This window comes from Bradyrhizobium monzae (assembly GCF_021458635.1).
GTDB lineage: Bacteria > Pseudomonadota > Alphaproteobacteria > Rhizobiales > Xanthobacteraceae > Bradyrhizobium.
Map to the genome: position 1 here is coordinate 35457 of NZ_JAIRDQ010000008.1, position 17450 is coordinate 52906.

16 protein-coding genes are annotated in these 17450 nt (G+C 63.4%); 8 read left to right on the forward strand and 8 right to left on the reverse strand.

Translation table 11 applies throughout. The features are described from left to right. Positions 1 to 165 precede the first annotated feature (165 nt). Both K3F49_RS26315 and K3F49_RS26320 read left to right on the forward strand, forming a co-directional pair. Positions 166 to 1137, forward strand: coding sequence for an SDR family NAD(P)-dependent oxidoreductase (locus tag K3F49_RS26315; RefSeq protein ID WP_234683835.1), 972 nt, complete (start codon positions 166 to 168; stop codon positions 1135 to 1137). A gap of 276 nt (positions 1138 to 1413) precedes the next feature. Beyond that, entirely contained in the window at positions 1414 to 2529 is a 1116-nt protein-coding gene (locus K3F49_RS26320; RefSeq protein WP_234683836.1) for an alpha/beta hydrolase family protein, read from the forward strand. Positions 2530 to 2563: 34 nt separating this feature from the next. Here the strand turns inward: K3F49_RS26320 and K3F49_RS26325 are convergent, their stop codons facing one another. Beyond that, positions 2564 to 3070 (reverse strand): MarR family winged helix-turn-helix transcriptional regulator, encoded by a 507-nt coding sequence (locus tag K3F49_RS26325; protein WP_234683837.1) that lies wholly within the window; start codon positions 3068 to 3070, stop codon positions 2564 to 2566. A 411-nt stretch (positions 3071 to 3481) separates the two neighbouring features. Between K3F49_RS26325 and K3F49_RS26330 the strand changes: the two genes are divergently transcribed. Continuing rightward, on the forward strand, positions 3482 to 4984 hold the full coding sequence (locus K3F49_RS26330; protein WP_234683838.1) for a porin: 1503 nt from the start codon (positions 3482 to 3484) through the stop codon (positions 4982 to 4984). A 284-nt stretch (positions 4985 to 5268) separates the two neighbouring features. Here the strand turns inward: K3F49_RS26330 and K3F49_RS26335 are convergent, their stop codons facing one another. From K3F49_RS26335 to K3F49_RS26345, 3 genes are all read right to left on the reverse strand, one after another. After that, the gene (locus K3F49_RS26335) at positions 5269 to 5757 is read right to left on the reverse strand and encodes a GcrA family cell cycle regulator (protein WP_234683839.1); all 489 of its coding nucleotides are present in this window, start codon (positions 5755 to 5757) and stop codon (positions 5269 to 5271) included. 72 nt (positions 5758 to 5829) lie between these two features. Next, positions 5830 to 6027: a hypothetical protein gene (locus K3F49_RS26340; protein WP_007603456.1), complete on the reverse strand. Its 198-nt coding sequence runs from the start codon at positions 6025 to 6027 to the stop codon at positions 5830 to 5832. Positions 6028 to 6227: 200 nt separating this feature from the next. Continuing rightward, complete coding sequence (locus K3F49_RS26345) at positions 6228 to 7169, reverse strand: acetamidase/formamidase family protein (protein WP_234683840.1); 942 nt, start codon at positions 7167 to 7169, stop codon at positions 6228 to 6230. Between the two features lie 185 nt (positions 7170 to 7354). On the opposite strand from K3F49_RS26345, the gene K3F49_RS26350 reads away from it, so the two are divergent. From K3F49_RS26350 to K3F49_RS26365, 4 genes are read left to right on the forward strand one after another with little or no spacing between them, the layout of a single operon-like run. Next, positions 7355 to 8122 (forward strand): YdcF family protein, encoded by a 768-nt coding sequence (locus K3F49_RS26350; protein WP_234684094.1) that lies wholly within the window; start codon positions 7355 to 7357, stop codon positions 8120 to 8122. A gap of 56 nt (positions 8123 to 8178) precedes the next feature. Further along, positions 8179 to 8961, forward strand: a complete 783-nt coding sequence (locus K3F49_RS26355; RefSeq protein ID WP_234683841.1) for a DUF169 domain-containing protein — start codon at positions 8179 to 8181, stop codon at positions 8959 to 8961. A gap of 9 nt (positions 8962 to 8970) precedes the next feature. After that, entirely contained in the window at positions 8971 to 10149 is a 1179-nt protein-coding gene (locus K3F49_RS26360) for a saccharopine dehydrogenase family protein (RefSeq protein WP_234683842.1), read from the forward strand. Between the two features lie 29 nt (positions 10150 to 10178). Continuing rightward, on the forward strand, positions 10179 to 11354 hold the full coding sequence (locus K3F49_RS26365) for a saccharopine dehydrogenase family protein (protein ID WP_234683843.1): 1176 nt from the start codon (positions 10179 to 10181) through the stop codon (positions 11352 to 11354). 110 nt (positions 11355 to 11464) lie between these two features. On the opposite strand, the gene K3F49_RS26370 is transcribed toward K3F49_RS26365, so the two are convergent. Further along, positions 11465 to 12661: an FAD-dependent monooxygenase gene (locus K3F49_RS26370; RefSeq protein WP_234683844.1), complete on the reverse strand. Its 1197-nt coding sequence runs from the start codon at positions 12659 to 12661 to the stop codon at positions 11465 to 11467. Positions 12662 to 12809: 148 nt separating this feature from the next. Here K3F49_RS26370 and K3F49_RS26375 point away from each other — a divergent pair, with 148 nt between their 5' ends. Next, positions 12810 to 13286 (forward strand): MarR family winged helix-turn-helix transcriptional regulator, encoded by a 477-nt coding sequence (locus K3F49_RS26375; RefSeq protein WP_234684095.1) that lies wholly within the window; start codon positions 12810 to 12812, stop codon positions 13284 to 13286. Here the strand turns inward: K3F49_RS26375 and K3F49_RS26380 are convergent. The 3 genes from K3F49_RS26380 to K3F49_RS26390 form a co-directional block, all read right to left on the reverse strand. Continuing rightward, complete coding sequence (locus K3F49_RS26380; protein ID WP_234683845.1) at positions 13255 to 14511, reverse strand: O-antigen ligase family protein; 1257 nt, start codon at positions 14509 to 14511, stop codon at positions 13255 to 13257. The two genes, K3F49_RS26375 and K3F49_RS26380, sit on opposite strands and share 32 nt — an antisense overlap. A 72-nt stretch (positions 14512 to 14583) precedes the next feature. Further along, complete coding sequence (locus tag K3F49_RS26385) at positions 14584 to 16131, reverse strand: undecaprenyl-phosphate glucose phosphotransferase (RefSeq protein WP_234683846.1); 1548 nt, start codon at positions 16129 to 16131, stop codon at positions 14584 to 14586. Positions 16132 to 16250: 119 nt separating this feature from the next. Then, positions 16251 to 17384 carry a glycosyltransferase family 4 protein gene (locus K3F49_RS26390; protein ID WP_234683847.1) on the reverse strand — a complete coding sequence of 378 codons (1134 nt, stop codon included), beginning with the start codon at positions 17382 to 17384 and terminating at the stop codon, positions 16251 to 16253. Positions 17385 to 17450: the final 66 nt, after the last annotated feature.

Below are 17450 nucleotides of genomic sequence, written 5' to 3' on the forward strand. Positions count from 1 at the left end.
GTCGAGGCGGCCGAATAGCCCGCACCCCGAAATAACGGATGTCGAACAGCAGCGCCGATCCGCTTTTACCTGCGGGTGCGGCGCTGCTACATTTTGCGCGTGTCGCATGCACGGCGCGCCAACGACGAAGAAACATGCCGATCAAAAGGGAGGGGCCGAAGTCCCATGAAGGAATTTGCTGGAAAGATCGCCGTCATCACCGGTGGTGGTACGGGCATGGGGCGCGAGCTCGCCAGGCAGCTCGTTGCCGAGGGCTGCAACGTTGCGATGTGCGACATCTCGGAAGCCGCGATGGCCGAGACCAAGCGGCTCTGCGAGGTTGAGAAGCTGCCGCAGGGCCTGCGTGTCACGACCCACGTTGCCGACGTCTCGATCGAGGATCATCTCAAGCGTTTTCGCGATGAGCTCGCCGAGCAGCAGAAGACCGACAAGATCCATCTGCTGTTCAACAACGCCGGTATCGGCGGTGGCGGCAGCCTGTTCACCAACACGCGCGAGCAGTGGGAGCGCACCTTCAACATCTGCTGGGGCGGCGTCTATCTCGGCGTCCGCACCTTCCTGCCGATGCTGGTCAAGGCCGACGAGGCCCACATCGTCAACACCGCCAGCGTCAACGGCTTCTGGGCCTCGATCGGCATGGGCCAGGCCCACACCGCCTACAGCTCGGCGAAGTTCGCGGTGAAGGGATTCAGCGAAGCGCTGATCAACGACCTGCGCTTGCACGCGCCGCACGTCAAATGCTCGGTGGTGATGCCCGGCCATATCGGCACCTCGATCGTCTCCAACTCACGCAAGGTGCAGAGCGGCGACGGATCGGAGCGCCTCAACGCCGAGGAGGTCGTGCTGACCCGCAAACGCATGGTTGCGGCCGGCGTGCCAGATGCTGACAAAAAGTCGGACGAGGAGATCCAGGCGGCGTTCGCCGAACGCGCCCGCACCTTCCTCGAGGATGCGCCGACGACGGCGGCGCAGGCCGCCAGGATCATCCTCGATGGCGTGAAGGCGGAGCGCTGGCGCATCCTGGTCGGCGAGGATGCCAGGCTGCTCGACGAACGCGTGCGCGCGGCGCCCGAGCAGGCCTATGACCGCACATTCTACGAAAGCTTCACCCAGGAAGTCGGTTGGCGGCTTGGCTGACTCTGTTCGGCTGACACCGTTCAACGAGCGCGCGCTTATGTGGGTATGATGGGCATCATCGCAAGAGGTGTGCGGGTGGTTTTACTCAGGTAATTTCGCTTACCTCCGGCGCGCGTTCGTCCTCTTATGAAGATACGGAATGTCACGCATGCGACATGTGACATTCGTTCAAGCGATGGTGATCTCGAACGGGTCTCATTCGGCGCACGGCTGCTTGGTTGGCAGACTGAAATAGTTTAGTGAATCAGGGTAGCGCCACGACAAAGCGTAGCTCCGATGATACCCGCATGCCTCTCCGACGACTTCATCCTCTGCCCGGAGAGAGAGGATATCTCCGCTGAGTTCACGCGGCTGCTTACGGCGGCGCAAGAGGGCGGCGCCACCATTGCCGAATGCCTGATGATCGCGCGGCAGCTCAAGCGCGACGACGAGCAGTCCTGGCATCGCGAGTGGAAGAAGCTGGCGCAGGCCAACCGGCATCGTGCCGAGGCAGCGTTCGCGGAAGGCCATATGGCGACGGCGCAGCGCAATTGGCTGCGCGCGATGAACTACTACGGTGCCGCCGCGATGCCGCTCGATCCCGCCGATGAGCGCCGCTGGGTCGCGGTGCTCGCGATGCAGGAATGCGCTCGCCGTTTCCTCACGGCGCGCGGGCCGGCCGGCGAAGTCGTGACAATCCCCTGGGTCGAAGGACACTCGTTGCAGGGCTACTTCCTGCCTGCGCCTGCGGCGAACGGTCGCGCTCCGACGGTGATCTGCATCGGCGAGCCCGGCCACCGCAAAGAAGAGTTCCTGTTCAAGCTCGCGCCCCATGCGCGCGAGCGCGGGTTGTCGATGCTCGCACTGGACCTGCTCGGCGGCCAGCGTGACGATTACGCCGACATGCTCATGCAGCGCCGGGATCTCGAAAGCTCGGTTGGCAGCGCGATGGATTATCTGGAGCGGCGCCCGGACGTGGATTTCGATCGCGTTGCGATCGTGGCGGACGGGTGGGGCTCTTCGTTCGTGACGCGTGCGGTGTTGCAGGAGCCGCGTCTCGCCGCGGCCGTCTGCGACGGCGGCTTGTGGGACCTGCACGAGCGGTCGTTCTTTGCCAGCCGTTTTGCGGTGAGCGAACTCAGCATTGTCCCGGTGCCGCATGCGCCGCTGATGGCCTCGGGCGCCGAATGTCCGGTGTTGATCACGCTCGGCGAGGACGGCTGGCTCAAGGCTGATCGGGCGCGTCAGATCCTGCAAAAATCCCAGCTCGGCAGCTCGGATATCGTGTTGAAAGTGTTCACTGCGGCCGAGACCGGCGCTGCACAGGCGCACGCCGACAATCCGAGCCTTGCCAACGAATACATCTTCGACTGGCTCGAATCGCAATTCGGTGCCGTCGGCAAGCGGATCTGAGCGCAGCCCTTGCGCTTAGACACGGCTGCGCGCCTCAGAAATCGAGGGAGATCCTGACGCAGGCCTTTTCGAGCCGGGTCTTCAGCGTCGCGAGCTTGGTCGTGAATTCCGTTAGCTCGTTCTCGTCGAACTCCTGGAAGACGAATTCGCGAATCGTCTTGTACTGCTCGTTGAGGCTGGCGATGTGCTTCTGCGTTTTCTCGACCAGCGACAGCCGCACCACGCGCGCATCGGTGGGGGAGGGGCGGCGGCGCAGCAGCCCCTTCTTCTCCAGCAGTTTGGACTGGGTGGTGACGAAGGACGGGTCGACATGGAGCAGCTTGGAGACCACGTTGATGGGCACGCCGTCGTCCTTGTCGAGGTCCGAAATCGCCATCAGGATCAGCCATTGCGGTCCGCTGATGCCGAGCGTCCTGGCCCAGAACTGACGCAACTCCTCCAGATACATGTTGATCGACGATATTTCCCAGGTGAATCTTCTGATGATATCGAGATTGCCGGCGGAGCGGAGGCGCGCCCCTTCTTTCCTCGTCGCTGACACAGCGTCACTCCCGCAGGCTGGATTCTCTCTGGCTGGTGTTCGCGGTGGCGATAGTCCACGCAAGTCTGCCCTGACGCAAGTGCAGGGCAGGGTAATTGTGTCACAGAAATTACAAATATGATCCGGTCAGTCTTTTTAGCTCACGCGTCCGGTGTTGCGCCACGGACACAGGGTTAGTGAAACCATAAAGCTGAGCTGATAAACTATTTTGATTAAGGGAACAGCGCAGGCATATTGATCCGTGACGGTGGGGGGTTCTCGATCGTCCCGTTGCAGGTGGTTCGCTCACGTCCCTCGCGTCGAATGCGGGTGTGTCCGAAAGCGCTAAGCGGCCGAGCGGATTTGAAGAGACGGGGATCTGGGGGGCCTCACGGTCCGGTCTCCGCAAAATGAGCAACTTGGAGGTTTTATATGAAAGTGGTGAAGAGCCTTTTGCTCGGCACTGCGGCGACCCTGATCGCCGTCGGTGGAGCTCAAGCGGCTGATCTTCCGGTCAAGGCCAAGGCGGTCGAATACGTGAAGATCTGCTCGCTGTACGGTGCGGGTTTCTACTACATGCCCGGCACCGACACCTGCATCAAGCTGGGTGGTTATGTGCGCGCCGACGCGATTCTCGGCGGCGCTGGCGACTACGGTTTCAACAACAGCACCGCCGCGGTGAACGGTGGCTCAAACAACCGTCTGACCAACTACTACTACAGCCGCGCTCGTATGGACCTCAACGTCGATACCCGCACGGCGACCGAATACGGCGTTGTCCGCACCTACGCTGATATGGTCTTCACTTACGACACGTCCAACGTCACCGGCAGCAGCCCTTCGGCGATCTCGCCCAGTGCACCTTCGCTCGGTCTCTTCCATGCGTTCATCCAGTTCGCTGGGTTCACCATGGGCCGCACGGTCTCGATCTTCGATGCCCCGTGGCAGAGCTATCCGGCTGGCGGTCCCGATTCCATTCCGGGCGGCTCCAACCACGTCAACGGTATCAACCAGTTCGCCTATACCGCTGACTTCGGCCAGGGCATCACTGGTTCGATCGCGTTGGAAGAGGAGACGACAGCGTCGAACGGCCAGTCGAACCTGTGGAACGCCTCCGGCTTCGCTTCACCGGTCGCTGCTGCCACTGCGTTGATTACGGGTGGTTCTTACGGCTCCAGCGATTGGGGTGGAACGCGCTCCCCCGATATCACCGGCGCGGTCCGTGTTGACCAGGCTTGGGGTCTTGCCCAGCTCTCGGTTGCTGCACATAATCTTCATGCGGCCTACTACGGCACGACGGAACCCACGGGTCACCCGTCGGACAAGTGGGGTTGGGCTGTCCAGGGTTCGTTGTCGATCAAGAACATCCCGACTGGTGCTGGCGACGTTATCAACTTGCAGGCCGTCTACACGGACGGTGCATCGCGATATAACTTCCAGAGCCTGTTTCCGCAGACCTTCTTGATGTTCAGCGGTAGCAGCACGGCGTATCAGAGCGTCGGTTTGGCTGGCGTTGCTGACGGCGTCTTCGGCGCTGGCGGCAGCATCGATACCGTGAAGACCTGGGGTCTCCGCGGTGGCTTCACCCACAACTGGACCCCGAACTGGGCGAGCGCCGTCTACGGCGGTTATGCCCAGCTGAAGTACGGTTCCACGGGCAAGGGCTTGATCTGCGCCAACCTCGCTGCGATCGCAGTGGCAGGCTCGACCTGTAACCCGGACTTCAACTTCGGCGTCGTCGGCGTCAACACCGTCTGGACTCCGGTCAAGAACCTGGCGTTCACGGCCGACCTGAGCTGGTCGCGCCTGGACCAGAAGCACTCTGGCGCCGTCACTGCCCCGGCCATTTCGACTGCCGCCAAGCCGGCCGCCGTGTACGAGCTGAAGGACCAGAACTCGGTGACCATGATGCTGCGCGCTCAGCGCAACTTCTAAGGTCGATCGCGTAAATCGATCAGAGAACCCCGGCGGGCAACCGCCGGGGCTTTTTTCTGGCGCGATGGGGATTTCGAAAAACCGAACTCTCCTGCGCGGGCGGCGAAGACGAGCTATGCGAATCGATTGCCGCCAAACTTATTTACTTACCTGAGCTGCTCAGCTATATAGTTGTCAGCCGGTTTCAAAAAATCACGGCTCTTAGCTTCACGCTAAGCCTCCAGAAACCTCCGGTAGTGCCCTGCCGGAGGTTTTTCGTTGTGGGGTTTGAGCGACGGCGGGCTTCAGCCACGCATGACACGCGCGCGCGAGTTCGGCTTGTAGGCGAGGCGGCTGTGGCCGGCGCAATAGGGCTGGCCGTCGTGCGCGGCGTTGCCGCAGAAGCAGAAATCCTCTGCGCCGGGCGTCGAGATCGGCCAGCGGCAACGGTTTTCGCCGAGCTCCATCAGCGAGCAGCGATTGGCCTCGTCGATCGGCCCGGTCGCGACAGGCGCGTCCGCTTCGCCGTAGATCGTGGCGAGCATCTCGAATTGTAGCCGGGGCACCGCTTTTGGCGCGCGGGGCGCGGAATTCCTGTCCTGATTCCTGTTTTGGAGCCCGCGCTCGTCGACTGCGCGGCCGCGCGTGAGATTCAGGCGCGACAGCTTGCCGATCACGGCGTTGCGGCTGACGCCGATGTCGGCGGCGATCTCGCGGCAGGATAGACCAGCCTCGAAATGTTGCCTCAGAAGTTCAATTCGTTCGTTGGTCCAGGTTGGTGAGAGAACAGGCATTGTAACGGTCCCAGGTTGCGACAATCGACCAACCGCAGCTCGAGATCCGTCCGCTCCCCGTTCGGCGCGCGCTCACGTCCTGCCATTGTCGCGAATCGACAAAAGCCCGTCCTTGATGGCGAGACGGATGCCTTCCTCGATCAAGGTACGTGCGACGCCGGGAACGCTGGTGCCGTGGGTGCCCTGTCTCACCAACTTCTCCAGATAGGTGATGGTCGAGAGCGCCAAGGTTACGGGAATGCGGTCAGTCTCGGCTTTTTCGGTGGCCATAGCCGAACGCTAGCCTCTTACTCGGGTACATAAAAGTAACGATTAAGACTCTATTTAGGTTCGGGGGCAGAAGTCAAATGCAGCTTAGGCTGGTTGCTCAGCTCGTTGGAATCGTGAAGGAAATCAGGCGTGGCTCAGCGCGCCGCCCGGAATGACCGGGCGGTGAGGAAGCGTGGAGTGGCCAGGAGGTGCCGGCGAGATCAGCCGTGCACGATCGCCTTTTCGATCATGCAATGGATGCCCTTGGAGCCGTTGACGGTCTGGGTCACCCGCAGATCGGCGGCAAGACTGCACAGTGTATAGGCGTCCTCGCGCGACAGGTTTCGCGTCTCGCCCAGCAGGACGATCATGTCGCGCAGCGCCCGCACCGCGCATTGGTCGAGGTCGGGGTCCATCGCCATGGTCATGTAGTGGGTCGGCGTCTCCGCGCGCGGATAGTCGAATCGCAAATCCTTGCGCAGCGTCAACCGGAAGCGGCCCTGCAACGCCGTCTCGATGGCGGTGACGCAGACCTCGCCGTCACCCTGCACGCCATGACCGTCGCCGCAGGAGAACATCGCGCCCGGAACGAACACCGGCAGATACAACGTTGCGCCGGCGCCGAGCTCCTTGTTGTCGAGATTGCCGCCCATGGCGCGCGGAACGAGCGAGGAGATGCGGCCCCAGGCCGGGGGCGGCGACACGCCCATCACGCCGAAAAACGGTTTTAGCGGCAGGTCGAGGCCCCACGGCATCCGGCCGACCATCCGCGACCGGTCCAGCGGAATGTTGAGGATCCGGGTCTCGTGGAAATCGTCGGGCAGGGTGCCGGACAGCGGCTTGATCATGTTCCAGCCCCAGTCCTGGCGGAGCTGGACGTCGAGGATATCGACTGCGAGCACGTCGCCAGGCTCGGCGCCTTCGACCGCGATCGGGCCGGTCAGGATGTGGCCGGGGAGCATGCGCTCGTTCCTGGCGTGAACCTCGAAGATCTCCGGCGGAATGTGAAACTTGCTGCGGTCGGGCAGCATGTCCGGGCCGCCGCTGATGGTGTCGACGGTCACCTCGTCGCCGCTGGCGATGGTGAGGACGGGCTTGAGCGCGGCTTCAAAGAAGCCCCAGTGGCAGGTTTCGGGACTTGAATGCAGGTGATGGTGGGTCATTTGCCGCGTCCAATCGGTTTCATCAGAACTTGTCATGAGATCTTGTCATGCCCGGGCTTGACCAAGCAATCGATCCTCTTCCAAGAAGATTTCTGAATATGGGCGGGCGGGCCAAGCCTGCGCACCACGATCGTTTCAGCGAGGCTTCCCTGTATTTCCTTCTTTCCAAGACGCTCGGTGCCGCAGTGGTGCCGATCAATCTTCTGGTCGAACTCGGGATCATCTCGGTCGTGCTGATGGCAACGCGTTTTGCCGGGCTCGGCCGGAAGCTGGCCGCGACCACGCTGATCCTGCTCGCGCTCGCCGCTTTTTCGCCGCTCGGCAATCTGCTGCTCTATCCGTTGGAGGCACGCTTTCCCGCGTGGGATCCGTCGCGTGGCGCGCCTGACGGCATCGTCGTGCTGGGCGGCTCGGTTGATACCGATCTGTCGGCAGCACATCACACGCCGGTGGTCTTGCACGCGGCCGATCGTTTTTTTGCGCCGGCCGAGCTTGCGCGTCGCTATCCGAACGCGCGCATCGTCTTCACCGGCGGCACTTCGAACCTGATCTCGACAGATGCCAAGGAAGCCGACTATTCCGCGCCGATCTTGGAGACCCTCGGCATATCAAAGGAGCGGTTGATCCTTGAACGCGATTCCCGCAACACTTGGGAGAATGCGATCTTCACGAAGAAGCTGGTTGCGCCAAAACCGGGCGAGCGGTGGCTCCTGATCACTTCCGCCTTCCACATGCCGCGCGCGATGGGAATCTTCCGCAAGGCCGGCTTCGACGTCGAGGCGTATCCCGTCGACTGGCGGACCGGCGGGCCCGACGATGTTCTCTCCTTCACGAACAATGGCGCAGACGGGCTCGACAGGACCAACGTGGCCGTGCGCGAATGGATCGGCCTCTTGGCCTACCGCCTCATAGGCAGGACCAGCGAGTTGCTTCCCGGGCCGGCCAAGGACTAGAACAGGCCTCAGAAGCCCAACAATACGCGTCGGAAACGTCGCGCCGGGAGGATGCCATGCAGCAGCCAGCCGCTGATACGATCGATCTCGTCGGCCTCGTGGCCGATCTCAACAGCCTGTTGCGGCTGAAGACCACGGTGATCGGCATGAAGCTGTTCGCGCGTGTCGCGGACATGGAGGCGATCCCGAAAATCCGGCGGCCGAATGCGGTCCACACCACCGACCAGATCGTCAGCATGGCCTCGCGCCTGGGGTGGACCGTCGGCATCACCGGCGACGATCTCGTCGGTGCGCAGTGCCGCGCGGTAATCGGGCTCAGCCCGCAGGACGAGAAATGGCTCGCCGGCGAAAATTACGTCGGCGTCTGGCACGGCACCGCGGAGGATGCGCGCAAGCGCCAGGAGGCGCTGGACGTGGTTCCGTTCGGTCAATATCAGGCGCTCGCGGTCAGTCCGCTGGCGAGCGGGCGGCTCGATCCGCCCGACATCTGCCTCGTCTATGCGACGCCCGGACAGATGATCATCCTGATCAACGGGCTGCAGTATGTCGGCTACAAGAAGTTCGAATGGGGCGTGGTCGGCGAGACCGCTTGCGCGGATTCCTGGGGGCGGGCGCTCAAGAGCGGCGAGCCCAGCCTGTCCTTGCCATGCTATGCCGAACGGCGCTATGGCGGCGTGCCAGACGAGGAGATGCTGATGGCCTTGAAGCCTGCGCATCTCGCCAAGGCGATAGAGGGCATGAAGGCTCTGGCCAAGAACGGCCTGCGCTATCCGATTCCGCCCTATGGGATTCAAAGCGACGTCCGTGCCGGCATGGGCGTGAGTTACGCCAAGAAGTAAAGGCCAATCATGAGCTCTGCGAAATTCGACATCGTCGTCTACGGTGCGACCGGTTTCACCGGTCAGCTCGTCGCTGAATATCTGACGCGGCATTATAAGAGCGACAAGACACTCAAATGGGCGATGGCGGGCCGCAGTCTCGGCAAGCTGAAATCGGTGCGCGATGCGATCGGCGCGCCCGGGAACACGCCGTTGCTCGTGGCGGATGCATCGGACGCCGCCTCGCTGAAGGCGATGGCAGAGCAGACGATGTCGGTGATCACGACGGTCGGTCCGTATCAGCTCTACGGCGAGGAACTGTTAGCTGCCTGCGTCGCCACCGGCACGGATTATTTCGATCTCTGCGGCGAGCCGATTTGGATGCGGCAGATGATCGACAAATACGAGACGGCTGCGAAGGAAAGCGGCGCGCGCATCGTATTCTCCTGCGGCTTTGATTCCGTGCCGTTCGAGCTCGGAACGTTCTTCGTGCAGGAAGAGGCCAAGCGCGTGTTCGGCGCACCTGCGGCGCGCGTGAAGGGCCGTGTGCGCGACATGCGCGGCACGCTGTCGGGCGGTACCGCGGCGAGCGCCAAGGCGACCTTCGATGCCGTTGCCAAGGACATCAGCCTCGTCGCGATCCTGAACGATCCGTTCGCGCTGACGCCGGGCTTCACCGGACCGAAGCAGCCGAAGGGCAACAGGTCGCTGCTCGAGGAGGATCTGCAATCCTGGGCCGCGCCGTTCATGATGGCGCTGATCAACACCCGCAACGTCCATCGCTCCAACATGCTGATGGGCTTTCCCTACGGCCAGGACTTCGTCTATGACGAGATGGTTTTGACCGGTCCCGGCGAGAAGGGCGAGGCCAACGCCAAGCGCGTGATGGCGGCCAATGCCGAGAAGACCGGCCCGAGTGCGCCGAAGCCGGGTGAGGGACCATCGAAGGAAGAGCGCGAGAACGGGCTTTTCAATCTGCTTTATGTCGCGATCGCGCCCGACGGAAGTGCGGTCCGCGCCGGCGTCACCGGCGACCGCGATCCCGGCTACGGCTCGACCTCGAAGATGATCTCCGAATGCGCGATCTGCATGCTGCGCGACGTCACCGATGTCGCCGCAGGCTTCTGGACACCGGGCGCAGCGATGCAACACAAGCTGATCAAGCGGCTGCGAGACAATGCGGGGCTGACGTTCGCCGTGGAAGCATGAGGTCTGCGACGTCCAGGGAAACGTGATCCATGTCCGCGAAGTTCGACATCGTCGTCTATGGCGCAACGGGATATACCGGCCAGCTCGTCGCCGAGTACCTCGCCGCGCATTACGTCGGTGACGGCGCGCCGATTTGGGCGATGGCCGGGCGCAGCAGAGACAAGCTCGCGTCCGTCCGCGACGCGATCGCCGCACCTGCGGACACGCCGCTCATCGTTGCGGATGCAGCCGATCCTCCATCGCTGCGCGCGATGGTCGATCAGGCGAAGCTGGTCGTCACCACCGTCGGTCCGTACCAGCTTTACGGGTCCGATCTGCTCGCCGCCTGCGTCGCGTCAGGCACCGACTACATCGATCTCTGCGGCGAGCCGATCTGGCTGAAGCAGATGATCGACAGGCATGAAGCGGCCGCCAGGACGAGTGGCGCGCGCATCATGTTCTCCTGCGGCTTCGATTCGATCCCATTCGAGCTCGGCGTATTCTTCGTGCAGGAGGAAGCCAGGCGCGTGTTCGGAGCGCCGGCGCCGCGCGTGAAGGGGCGGGTCCGCGACCTCAGCTGGAAGTTCTCCGGCGGCACCTCGGCGAGCGCGAGGGTCACCTTCGAGGCGGTTGCACAGGACCTCAGCCTGGTGTCGATCCTCAAGGACCCATTTGCATTCACGCCGGGCTTCGAAGGGCCCAGGCAGCCGCGCGGCAACAAGCCAGTTTTCGAGGAGGATTTGCAATCCTGGTCCGCCCCTTTCGCGATGGCGATACTCAACACGCGCAATGTCCATCGCTCCAACATGCTGATGGGATTCCCCTATGGCAGGGATTTCATCTACGACGAGATGGTGCTGACGGGAGCGGGGGACGAAGGGCAGGCCAATGCCAAGCTTGTCATGGCCGCCAACAGCGAAAAGACCGGTCCCGAAGCGCTCAAGCCCGGTGAGGGACCGTCGAAGGAAGAACGCGACAACGGCCATTACGACCTGCTCTATGTCGCGATTGCGCCTGATGGCCGTCAGGTGCGTGCGGCGGTGAAGGGCGATCTCGATCCCGGCTATGCGTCAACGGCGAAGATGATCTCCGAATGCGCGCTCTGCCTGCTCCGCGACACGCCTGATGTTCCGGCCGGACTCTGGACGCCGGGCGCGGCGATGCAGCACAAGCTGATCAAGCGGTTGCGGGAGCGTGCCGGGCTGACGTTCGCGGTGGAGAGCTAGTTCAGTATCGTAGGGTGGGCAAAGCGGAGCGTGCCCACCATTGTCGCGATTGGAGAGAGGTGGTGGGCACGGCGCTTTGCGCCTTTGCTCACCCTACGGCACTGTTTTTGCTAAACCGCCCGCGCATCATACGCGTACATGAAATCCATGCTCTTCGATCCCAGCGGCAACAGCCATTTCATCATCTGATTTCTCATCCAGGCGCCGGTGGCGCTGAATTCGCGCTTGCTGTTGCCATTGCGGCGGGCGATGGCGACGATCTTTTCCGCGCGGGGCCGCCGCTCGGCCTCAAAGGCCTGGAAGGTCGCGGTCAGCTCCTGGCCCTCCTGCATCAGACGGGCAAGCCGCATCGCATCTTCCAGCGCCAGCGAGGCGCCCTGGCCCGCATGGGGGCTGGTTGCATGCGCGGCATCGCCGATCAAAAGCGAGCGCTTGCGCGACCAGGTCGGCAAGGTCGCGACGTCCAGCGTGTCGGTGATCACGATGTTCTCGGCCGCCTCGATAATGGCCGGGATCGGATCGTGCCAGCCGTGATGGAAGCCGCGCAGATGCTGCTTCAGCGTCCGCTGGTCGAGCGCGCGGAACATCGCGGCATCCATGCCGTGGGCCGGTTGCGTGCTCCACCACATCACGCCGTCCTTCGGATCCGGGCTGCAATAGCCATAGCCGAAGAAACCGCTCTGTCCGAACGTGGTCTCGACATGCCGGCTGATCGCCCGGCCGTCGAGAACGGCATGCGGCACGAAGCCGCCGAAGCCGATCAGGCCTGTATTGAAGGGCATTGGCCCGTCCGGCACCACCTGGCGCCGTGCGATCGAATGCACGCCGTCGGCGCCGATCAGGAAGTCGCCCTCGGCGGTGGTGCCGTCGGCGAAATAGGCGATGATCGGCTGGTCGCCGCGATCTTCGATCTTGATCAGGCGCTTGTCGAAATAGAGCGAGACGCAGGCGCACCAGGCCTTGTCGATCAGCATCTCGTTCAGCGTGGCGCGGCAGACATTGACCGCGGGCTGGCCGAAGCGGCGCGCCATGTCGCGGTTGATCGAGCCCAGCCGTCGGCCCTCCTGCGAATAGAAGTCGAAGGACTCCGCGATCGAACCGCGGCTGATCAGCTCGTTCGCAAGTCCGATCTCGTCCATCACATGCATGCCGTTCGGCGCGATCTGGAGGCCGCCGCCGATACCTTTGGAGTAGGGCCAGGCTTCGTAGATCGCGGATTCGATGCCGGCGCGGCGCAGCAGGATTGCGGCAACGGGCCCGGCGATGCCGGCGCCGATGATCAGGGCTTTGCGCGGACGATGAGGCATTGGCTTGCTCCCGAGGTTTCCGTGGTGCTAGGAGGAATTACGGTCGCTAAATCTCTTAGTGACTAAGATATATACTGACTAAGATATGAGGTGAGCCTTGTCAAGGACGAAGGCACGCGCGGCGTTGCTCGGAGAATTGGAAGAGGCGATGCGGCGGTCGTCCGCACAGGGCGTGCTGTATGGGCAAGCCGTTGCAAACGTGGCCGGAATTGCCAATTCCGACCTCGAATGCATGGACATCCTCTATCTCGAGGGACGTGTGACCGCGGGCCGGCTCGCCGAGGTGACGGGGCTGACGACCGGCGCCATCACCGGCGTGGTCGATCGGCTCGAGAAGGCAGGCCTGGTGCGTCGCGAGCGGGACGAGGCCGATCGGCGCAAGGTCTTCATCGCCGTCGTGCCGGAGACCGCCATGAAGATCGGCGAGCTCTATGTGCCGATGCAGCAGGCGATGGAGAAGGTCTGGAGCGCCTATTCCGACGAGGAGCTGCGCCTACTGCTGCGTTTTGCCAATGAGGGCTACAAGGGCGTGCTCGCGGCGACCGCTGCACTGAAAGGTCTGCTCGATACGCCGCCAGAGAAGCGGCCTGCGCTCAAGCTGAAGAAGCATCCTCGCCAGGCTTGATCTTGTAGGCCTGCGCGGCCGCGATCATGCCCCACATCGCGCCCAGCATCATCCAGAAGTGCCGCCAGTGGTCGGTGTCGATCACGAAACTTTCGCCGACGGTGCCGACGAAGGCCGAGAACACCGCGAGATAAGCGCGTTGCCAGGGCACGCGGACGAAGATGTGGCGGAAGCCTGTGATGACGGTGGTGAAGACCAGCGCGGGATAGCACACACCGGAGAGCCATCCGCCGGACATGAAGGCATTCAGATAGGAATTGTGGGTGTCTTCGGGGAAGAAGCGGTGGAATTGCAAGGGGCCGATGCCGAACGGCAAGTCGAGTGCCATCTCCGCACCGAGGATGTGCCGGCCGAACCGGCCGAAGCGGCCTTCGTCATAGCTCTGGTCGAAGCTCGCGCGCTGCTTGAACATCTCGGCGATGGAGTCGAATGACAGCAGCACCGCGATCAGCGCGAGGCCCAGCACCACCGCGACGATGGCCATGATGATGATGCGCGAGCGCTGCGCATTGGTGCGGCTGGTCAGCACCATCAACGCCAGCATGAAGGCGGAGGTCAGCACCAGCCCGCCCCAGGCGGCGCGGGAGAAGGCGAGCAGTATGGCGAGCGACATGACGCCGAAGGCAATGACGTTGCGGAATGCCTTGGCGAACTTGTCCGACACGACACTCTGGAGCGCGAACAGCGCCGGCAGGATCAGGAAGGCGCCGAGCACGTTCGGGTCCTTGAACGTGCCGCGTGCACGCTCGTAGAGCGTCAGGAGATCGTGGCCGCCGGGAACGAGGTTGAAATAGCCGGCGATCGCCGAGAGCGATGCGATCATCGCGCCGACCACGAGGCCGCGGCGCAGCATGTCGAGCCGCGCCGCCGTGTCCTCGGAGGTTACCATGGCGAAGAACACCACGGTCACCGCCATGTACCAGGAGGTCGCGATCCAGCTTGCGACCTCGGACTGGTCGAGCAGCGGGATCGCGCTGACGGTGTAGCCGACATTGAGCAGGACCAGGGCCAGCACCAGCGGCATCAGCACGAGCTTGAGCCGCAGGCCGGTGGCGAAGAACGCGACGGTGGCGAGCAGCGTCGCGATCTCGTAGGGGCTCGGCTCGACGAAGACGATCGCGCCGGACGCGCCGACCAGCCACACCAGCGCGCGCTGGAGGGCCAGCACGCCGGACGCAGCCGGTGCGGCCACGTTCATTCCACCGGCTGTTGCCGCATACGCCATCACGCGCTCACGCTATTGGTACGCCACAAAACTCGTTGTCAGCGCCCGGCTCGACCGGGGAATGACGGAAACTCAATACGCGTTCGCGTTCTTGGTCAGCAGCGCGAGCGGCGTCTTCAGGAGAATGACGAGGTCGAACAGCACCGACCAGTTCTCGATGTAGTAGAGGTCGAACTCGACGCGCTTCTGGATCTTCTCTTCGTTGTCGATCTCGCCGCGCCAGCCGTTGATCTGGGCCCAGCCGGTGATACCGGGCTTGACGCGGTGGCGGGCGAAATAGCCGTCGACGGCTTCGTCGAACAGGCGGCTTTGGAGCTTGCCCTGCACCGCATGGGGGCGCGGGCCGACCAGGGAGAGATTGCCGGAGAACACCACGTTGAACAGCTGCGGCAGTTCGTCGAGGCTGGTCTTGCGGATGAGGCGGCCGATGCGGGTGACGCGCGGATCGTTCTTGGTCACGACCTTCGACGCGGTCGGGTCAGCCTGGTGGTGATACATCGAGCGGAATTTGTAGACGTCGATGCGCTCGTTGTTGAAGCCGAACCGCTTCTGGCGGAACAGGACCGGGCCGGGGCTGTCGAGCCTCACAGCCAGCGCCACCAGCGCCATCACCGGGAGTGCGGCGAGCAGCGCGAGGCTACCGACGACGCGGTCGAACAGCCATTTCATCACCAGATCCCAGTCGGTGATCGGCGCTTCGAACACGTCGAGCGTCGGAACCTCGCCGAGATAGGAATAGGAGCGGGGGCGGAAGCGCAGCTTGTTGGTGTGCGCGGAGAGGCGGATATCGACCGGCAGCACCCAGAGCTTCTTCAGCATCTCCAGGATGCGTGTCTCTGCCGAGATCGGCAGCGCGAACAGCACCAGATCGACTCGGGTGCGGCGGGCGAATTCGACGATGTCGTCGACCTTACCGAGCTTGCGCGCGCCGGCGCAAGTGTCGAGCGCGCGGCTGTCGTTGCGGTCGTCGAACACGCCGAGCACGTGGATGTCGGAATCCTCCTGCGCCTTCAGCGCCTCCACCAGTTGCTCGCCGTTGCTGTCGGAGCCGACGATGATGGTGCGGCGATCGAGTCGGCCCTGGCGTGCCCAGCTGCGCACCAGCGAGCGCAGGACGAGGCGCTCGGCGACCAGCGCGGCGAGGCCGAGGAAGTAGAAGGCGGCAAGCCACAGCCGCGACATTTCGCTGCCGAACTTGGCGAAAAACGAGATGCCGATGAACATCAGGAAGACGAACGACCAGGACGAGATCATTCGCGTCATCTGCCGGAGCTGCCCACGGAACAGTTGCACCTGATAGATGTCGGCGGCCTGGAAGCAGACCACGGCGGCAACCGCGACGGCGATGACCTCTGCAGGATAGAGCCAGCTGAAGCCGACGTGCGGCATGACGTAGCCGACATATACGGCGATGCCGACCACGCTCAGCAATACGAAATCGATGGCGCGCGCAAAGCCGGTAATCACGATCGGAGAATAGGCGCGGGCGACCTTCTGATTGACGACTTCGAGGGCGGCCGGCGTCAGGCGGCGGCGTCGCTCGACAAAAGGTTGGTCAGCCGGCTTGGCCGCGGCGCTGGTCGCGGCATCGAGCATCGAGCGTGCGTTGAGCGGTTCCACGAGCGTCCACGTCCATTCCAAAGATCCGCGGGCGCGGCTTTGCGTCCCCGGGCAAGCATCCCCTGGCCCTTCGATTATCGGACAAATCGGAAGATTCTCTAAAGCGGCCTTAAGGATGGTTAATGATTTGCAAATGCATCGCGGTAACCCGCGAGCACGCCATCGACCATCGCTTGCTGGGAGAAGTGCGCCGAGATCCGCTCGCGGAGCGACACCGCCCGCTCCGCGGTCGCCGGCGCGTTGTCGAGCGCGGCCGCGATCGCGTCAGCCATGGCTTCGGCGTTGCTGGCCGCGAACAGCGCCGGGCTCTCGGGTCCAAAGATTTCGGGGATGCCGCCAACGCGCGCCGCGATCATGGGGATGCCGGCCGCGCCCGCCTCGATCACGACATAGGGCATGGAATCGCCGCGCGAGGGAACGACCAGCAGCCGTCCCTTGGAAAAGCCGTAGCGCGCCTTGACGTGACCGATGAAGCGGATCGCGTCCGTTAGGCCGAGCCGTTCGACCTGCGCCTTCAGCGCCGCGGTTTCCTCGCCGTCGCCGCCGAGCGTCAGCGTGACCTTCTTGCCGTTCTCATGCAGTCGGGCCACTGCGTCGACCAGGAGGTCGGCGCCCTTGATATGCCGGAACTCGCCGACATAGGCGAGGTCAGTGGCATCGTCGGCGACGACGACGGGCTCGAACTCCTCCGGCGTCACGCCGTTGAAGACGCAATGCACGACGCCCTGGGGCGTGCCGACGATACGCTGATAGGTATCGCGGGCAAAGGCGCTCTCGAACAGGAACAGATCCGTCGCATCCATCAGCGTGCGCTCGAGCCGCGCGTAAAACTCGCCCTTCAGAGTGTTGAGCGGGTAATGTAGCGAGCCGCCGTGGGGGGTGTAGATGCGGATGGTGTCGTCCGCGCGGCGCCGCATGCGCACGAAGGCGCCGGCCTTGGCACCGTGGCCATGCATGACGTCGGGCTTGAGCGTGGCGATCAGGCGGCGCATGCGCAGCCAAACCAGAAAATCCTCCGGCGAGGGTTCGCGGCGGATCGCGAGCCGATGCACGCCGAGTTTCAGCCGCGGCGCAAGCTCGGCCAGCGCCTTGTCGGCACGCTCGCCGCCGGTGAGGCCGTCGGCGAGAATCCCGACATGGTGACCGCGATCGACCTGGCCGTTGGCGAGATCGACGATGTGCCGGAAAATGCCGCCGACGGGCGCGCGTACGGCGTGCAGGATACGAAGCGGCTGGTTGGCAGAGGGGGGCATGATCAAAACCAGCGCTCGACGGCGGATGCCGAACAATGTTCCCGAAATATCGAGATGGATTAAGGG

Bases quoted from the DNA above. Each gene is read 5' to 3' on its own strand.
- K3F49_RS26315 (WP_234683835.1), top strand. From the start codon at position 166: ATGAAGGAATTTGCTGGAAAGATCGCCGTCATCACCGGTGGTGGTACG.
- K3F49_RS26320 (WP_234683836.1), top strand. From the start codon at position 1,414: ATGATACCCGCATGCCTCTCCGACGACTTCATCCTCTGCCCGGAGAGA.
- K3F49_RS26330 (WP_234683838.1), top strand. From the start codon at position 3,482: ATGAAAGTGGTGAAGAGCCTTTTGCTCGGCACTGCGGCGACCCTGATC.
- K3F49_RS26335 (WP_234683839.1), bottom strand. From the start codon at position 5,757: ATGCCTGTTCTCTCACCAACCTGGACCAACGAACGAATTGAACTTCTG.
- K3F49_RS26340 (WP_007603456.1), bottom strand. From the start codon at position 6,027: ATGGCCACCGAAAAAGCCGAGACTGACCGCATTCCCGTAACCTTGGCG.
- K3F49_RS26345 (WP_234683840.1), bottom strand. From the start codon at position 7,169: ATGACCCACCATCACCTGCATTCAAGTCCCGAAACCTGCCACTGGGGC.
- K3F49_RS26355 (WP_234683841.1), top strand. From the start codon at position 8,179: ATGCAGCAGCCAGCCGCTGATACGATCGATCTCGTCGGCCTCGTGGCC.
- K3F49_RS26360 (WP_234683842.1), top strand. From the start codon at position 8,971: ATGAGCTCTGCGAAATTCGACATCGTCGTCTACGGTGCGACCGGTTTC.
- K3F49_RS26365 (WP_234683843.1), top strand. From the start codon at position 10,179: ATGTCCGCGAAGTTCGACATCGTCGTCTATGGCGCAACGGGATATACC.
- K3F49_RS26370 (WP_234683844.1), bottom strand. From the start codon at position 12,661: ATGCCTCATCGTCCGCGCAAAGCCCTGATCATCGGCGCCGGCATCGCC.
- K3F49_RS26375 (WP_234684095.1), top strand. From the start codon at position 12,810: ATGCGGCGGTCGTCCGCACAGGGCGTGCTGTATGGGCAAGCCGTTGCA.
- K3F49_RS26380 (WP_234683845.1), bottom strand. From the start codon at position 14,511: ATGGCGTATGCGGCAACAGCCGGTGGAATGAACGTGGCCGCACCGGCT.
- K3F49_RS26390 (WP_234683847.1), bottom strand. From the start codon at position 17,384: ATGCCCCCCTCTGCCAACCAGCCGCTTCGTATCCTGCACGCCGTACGC.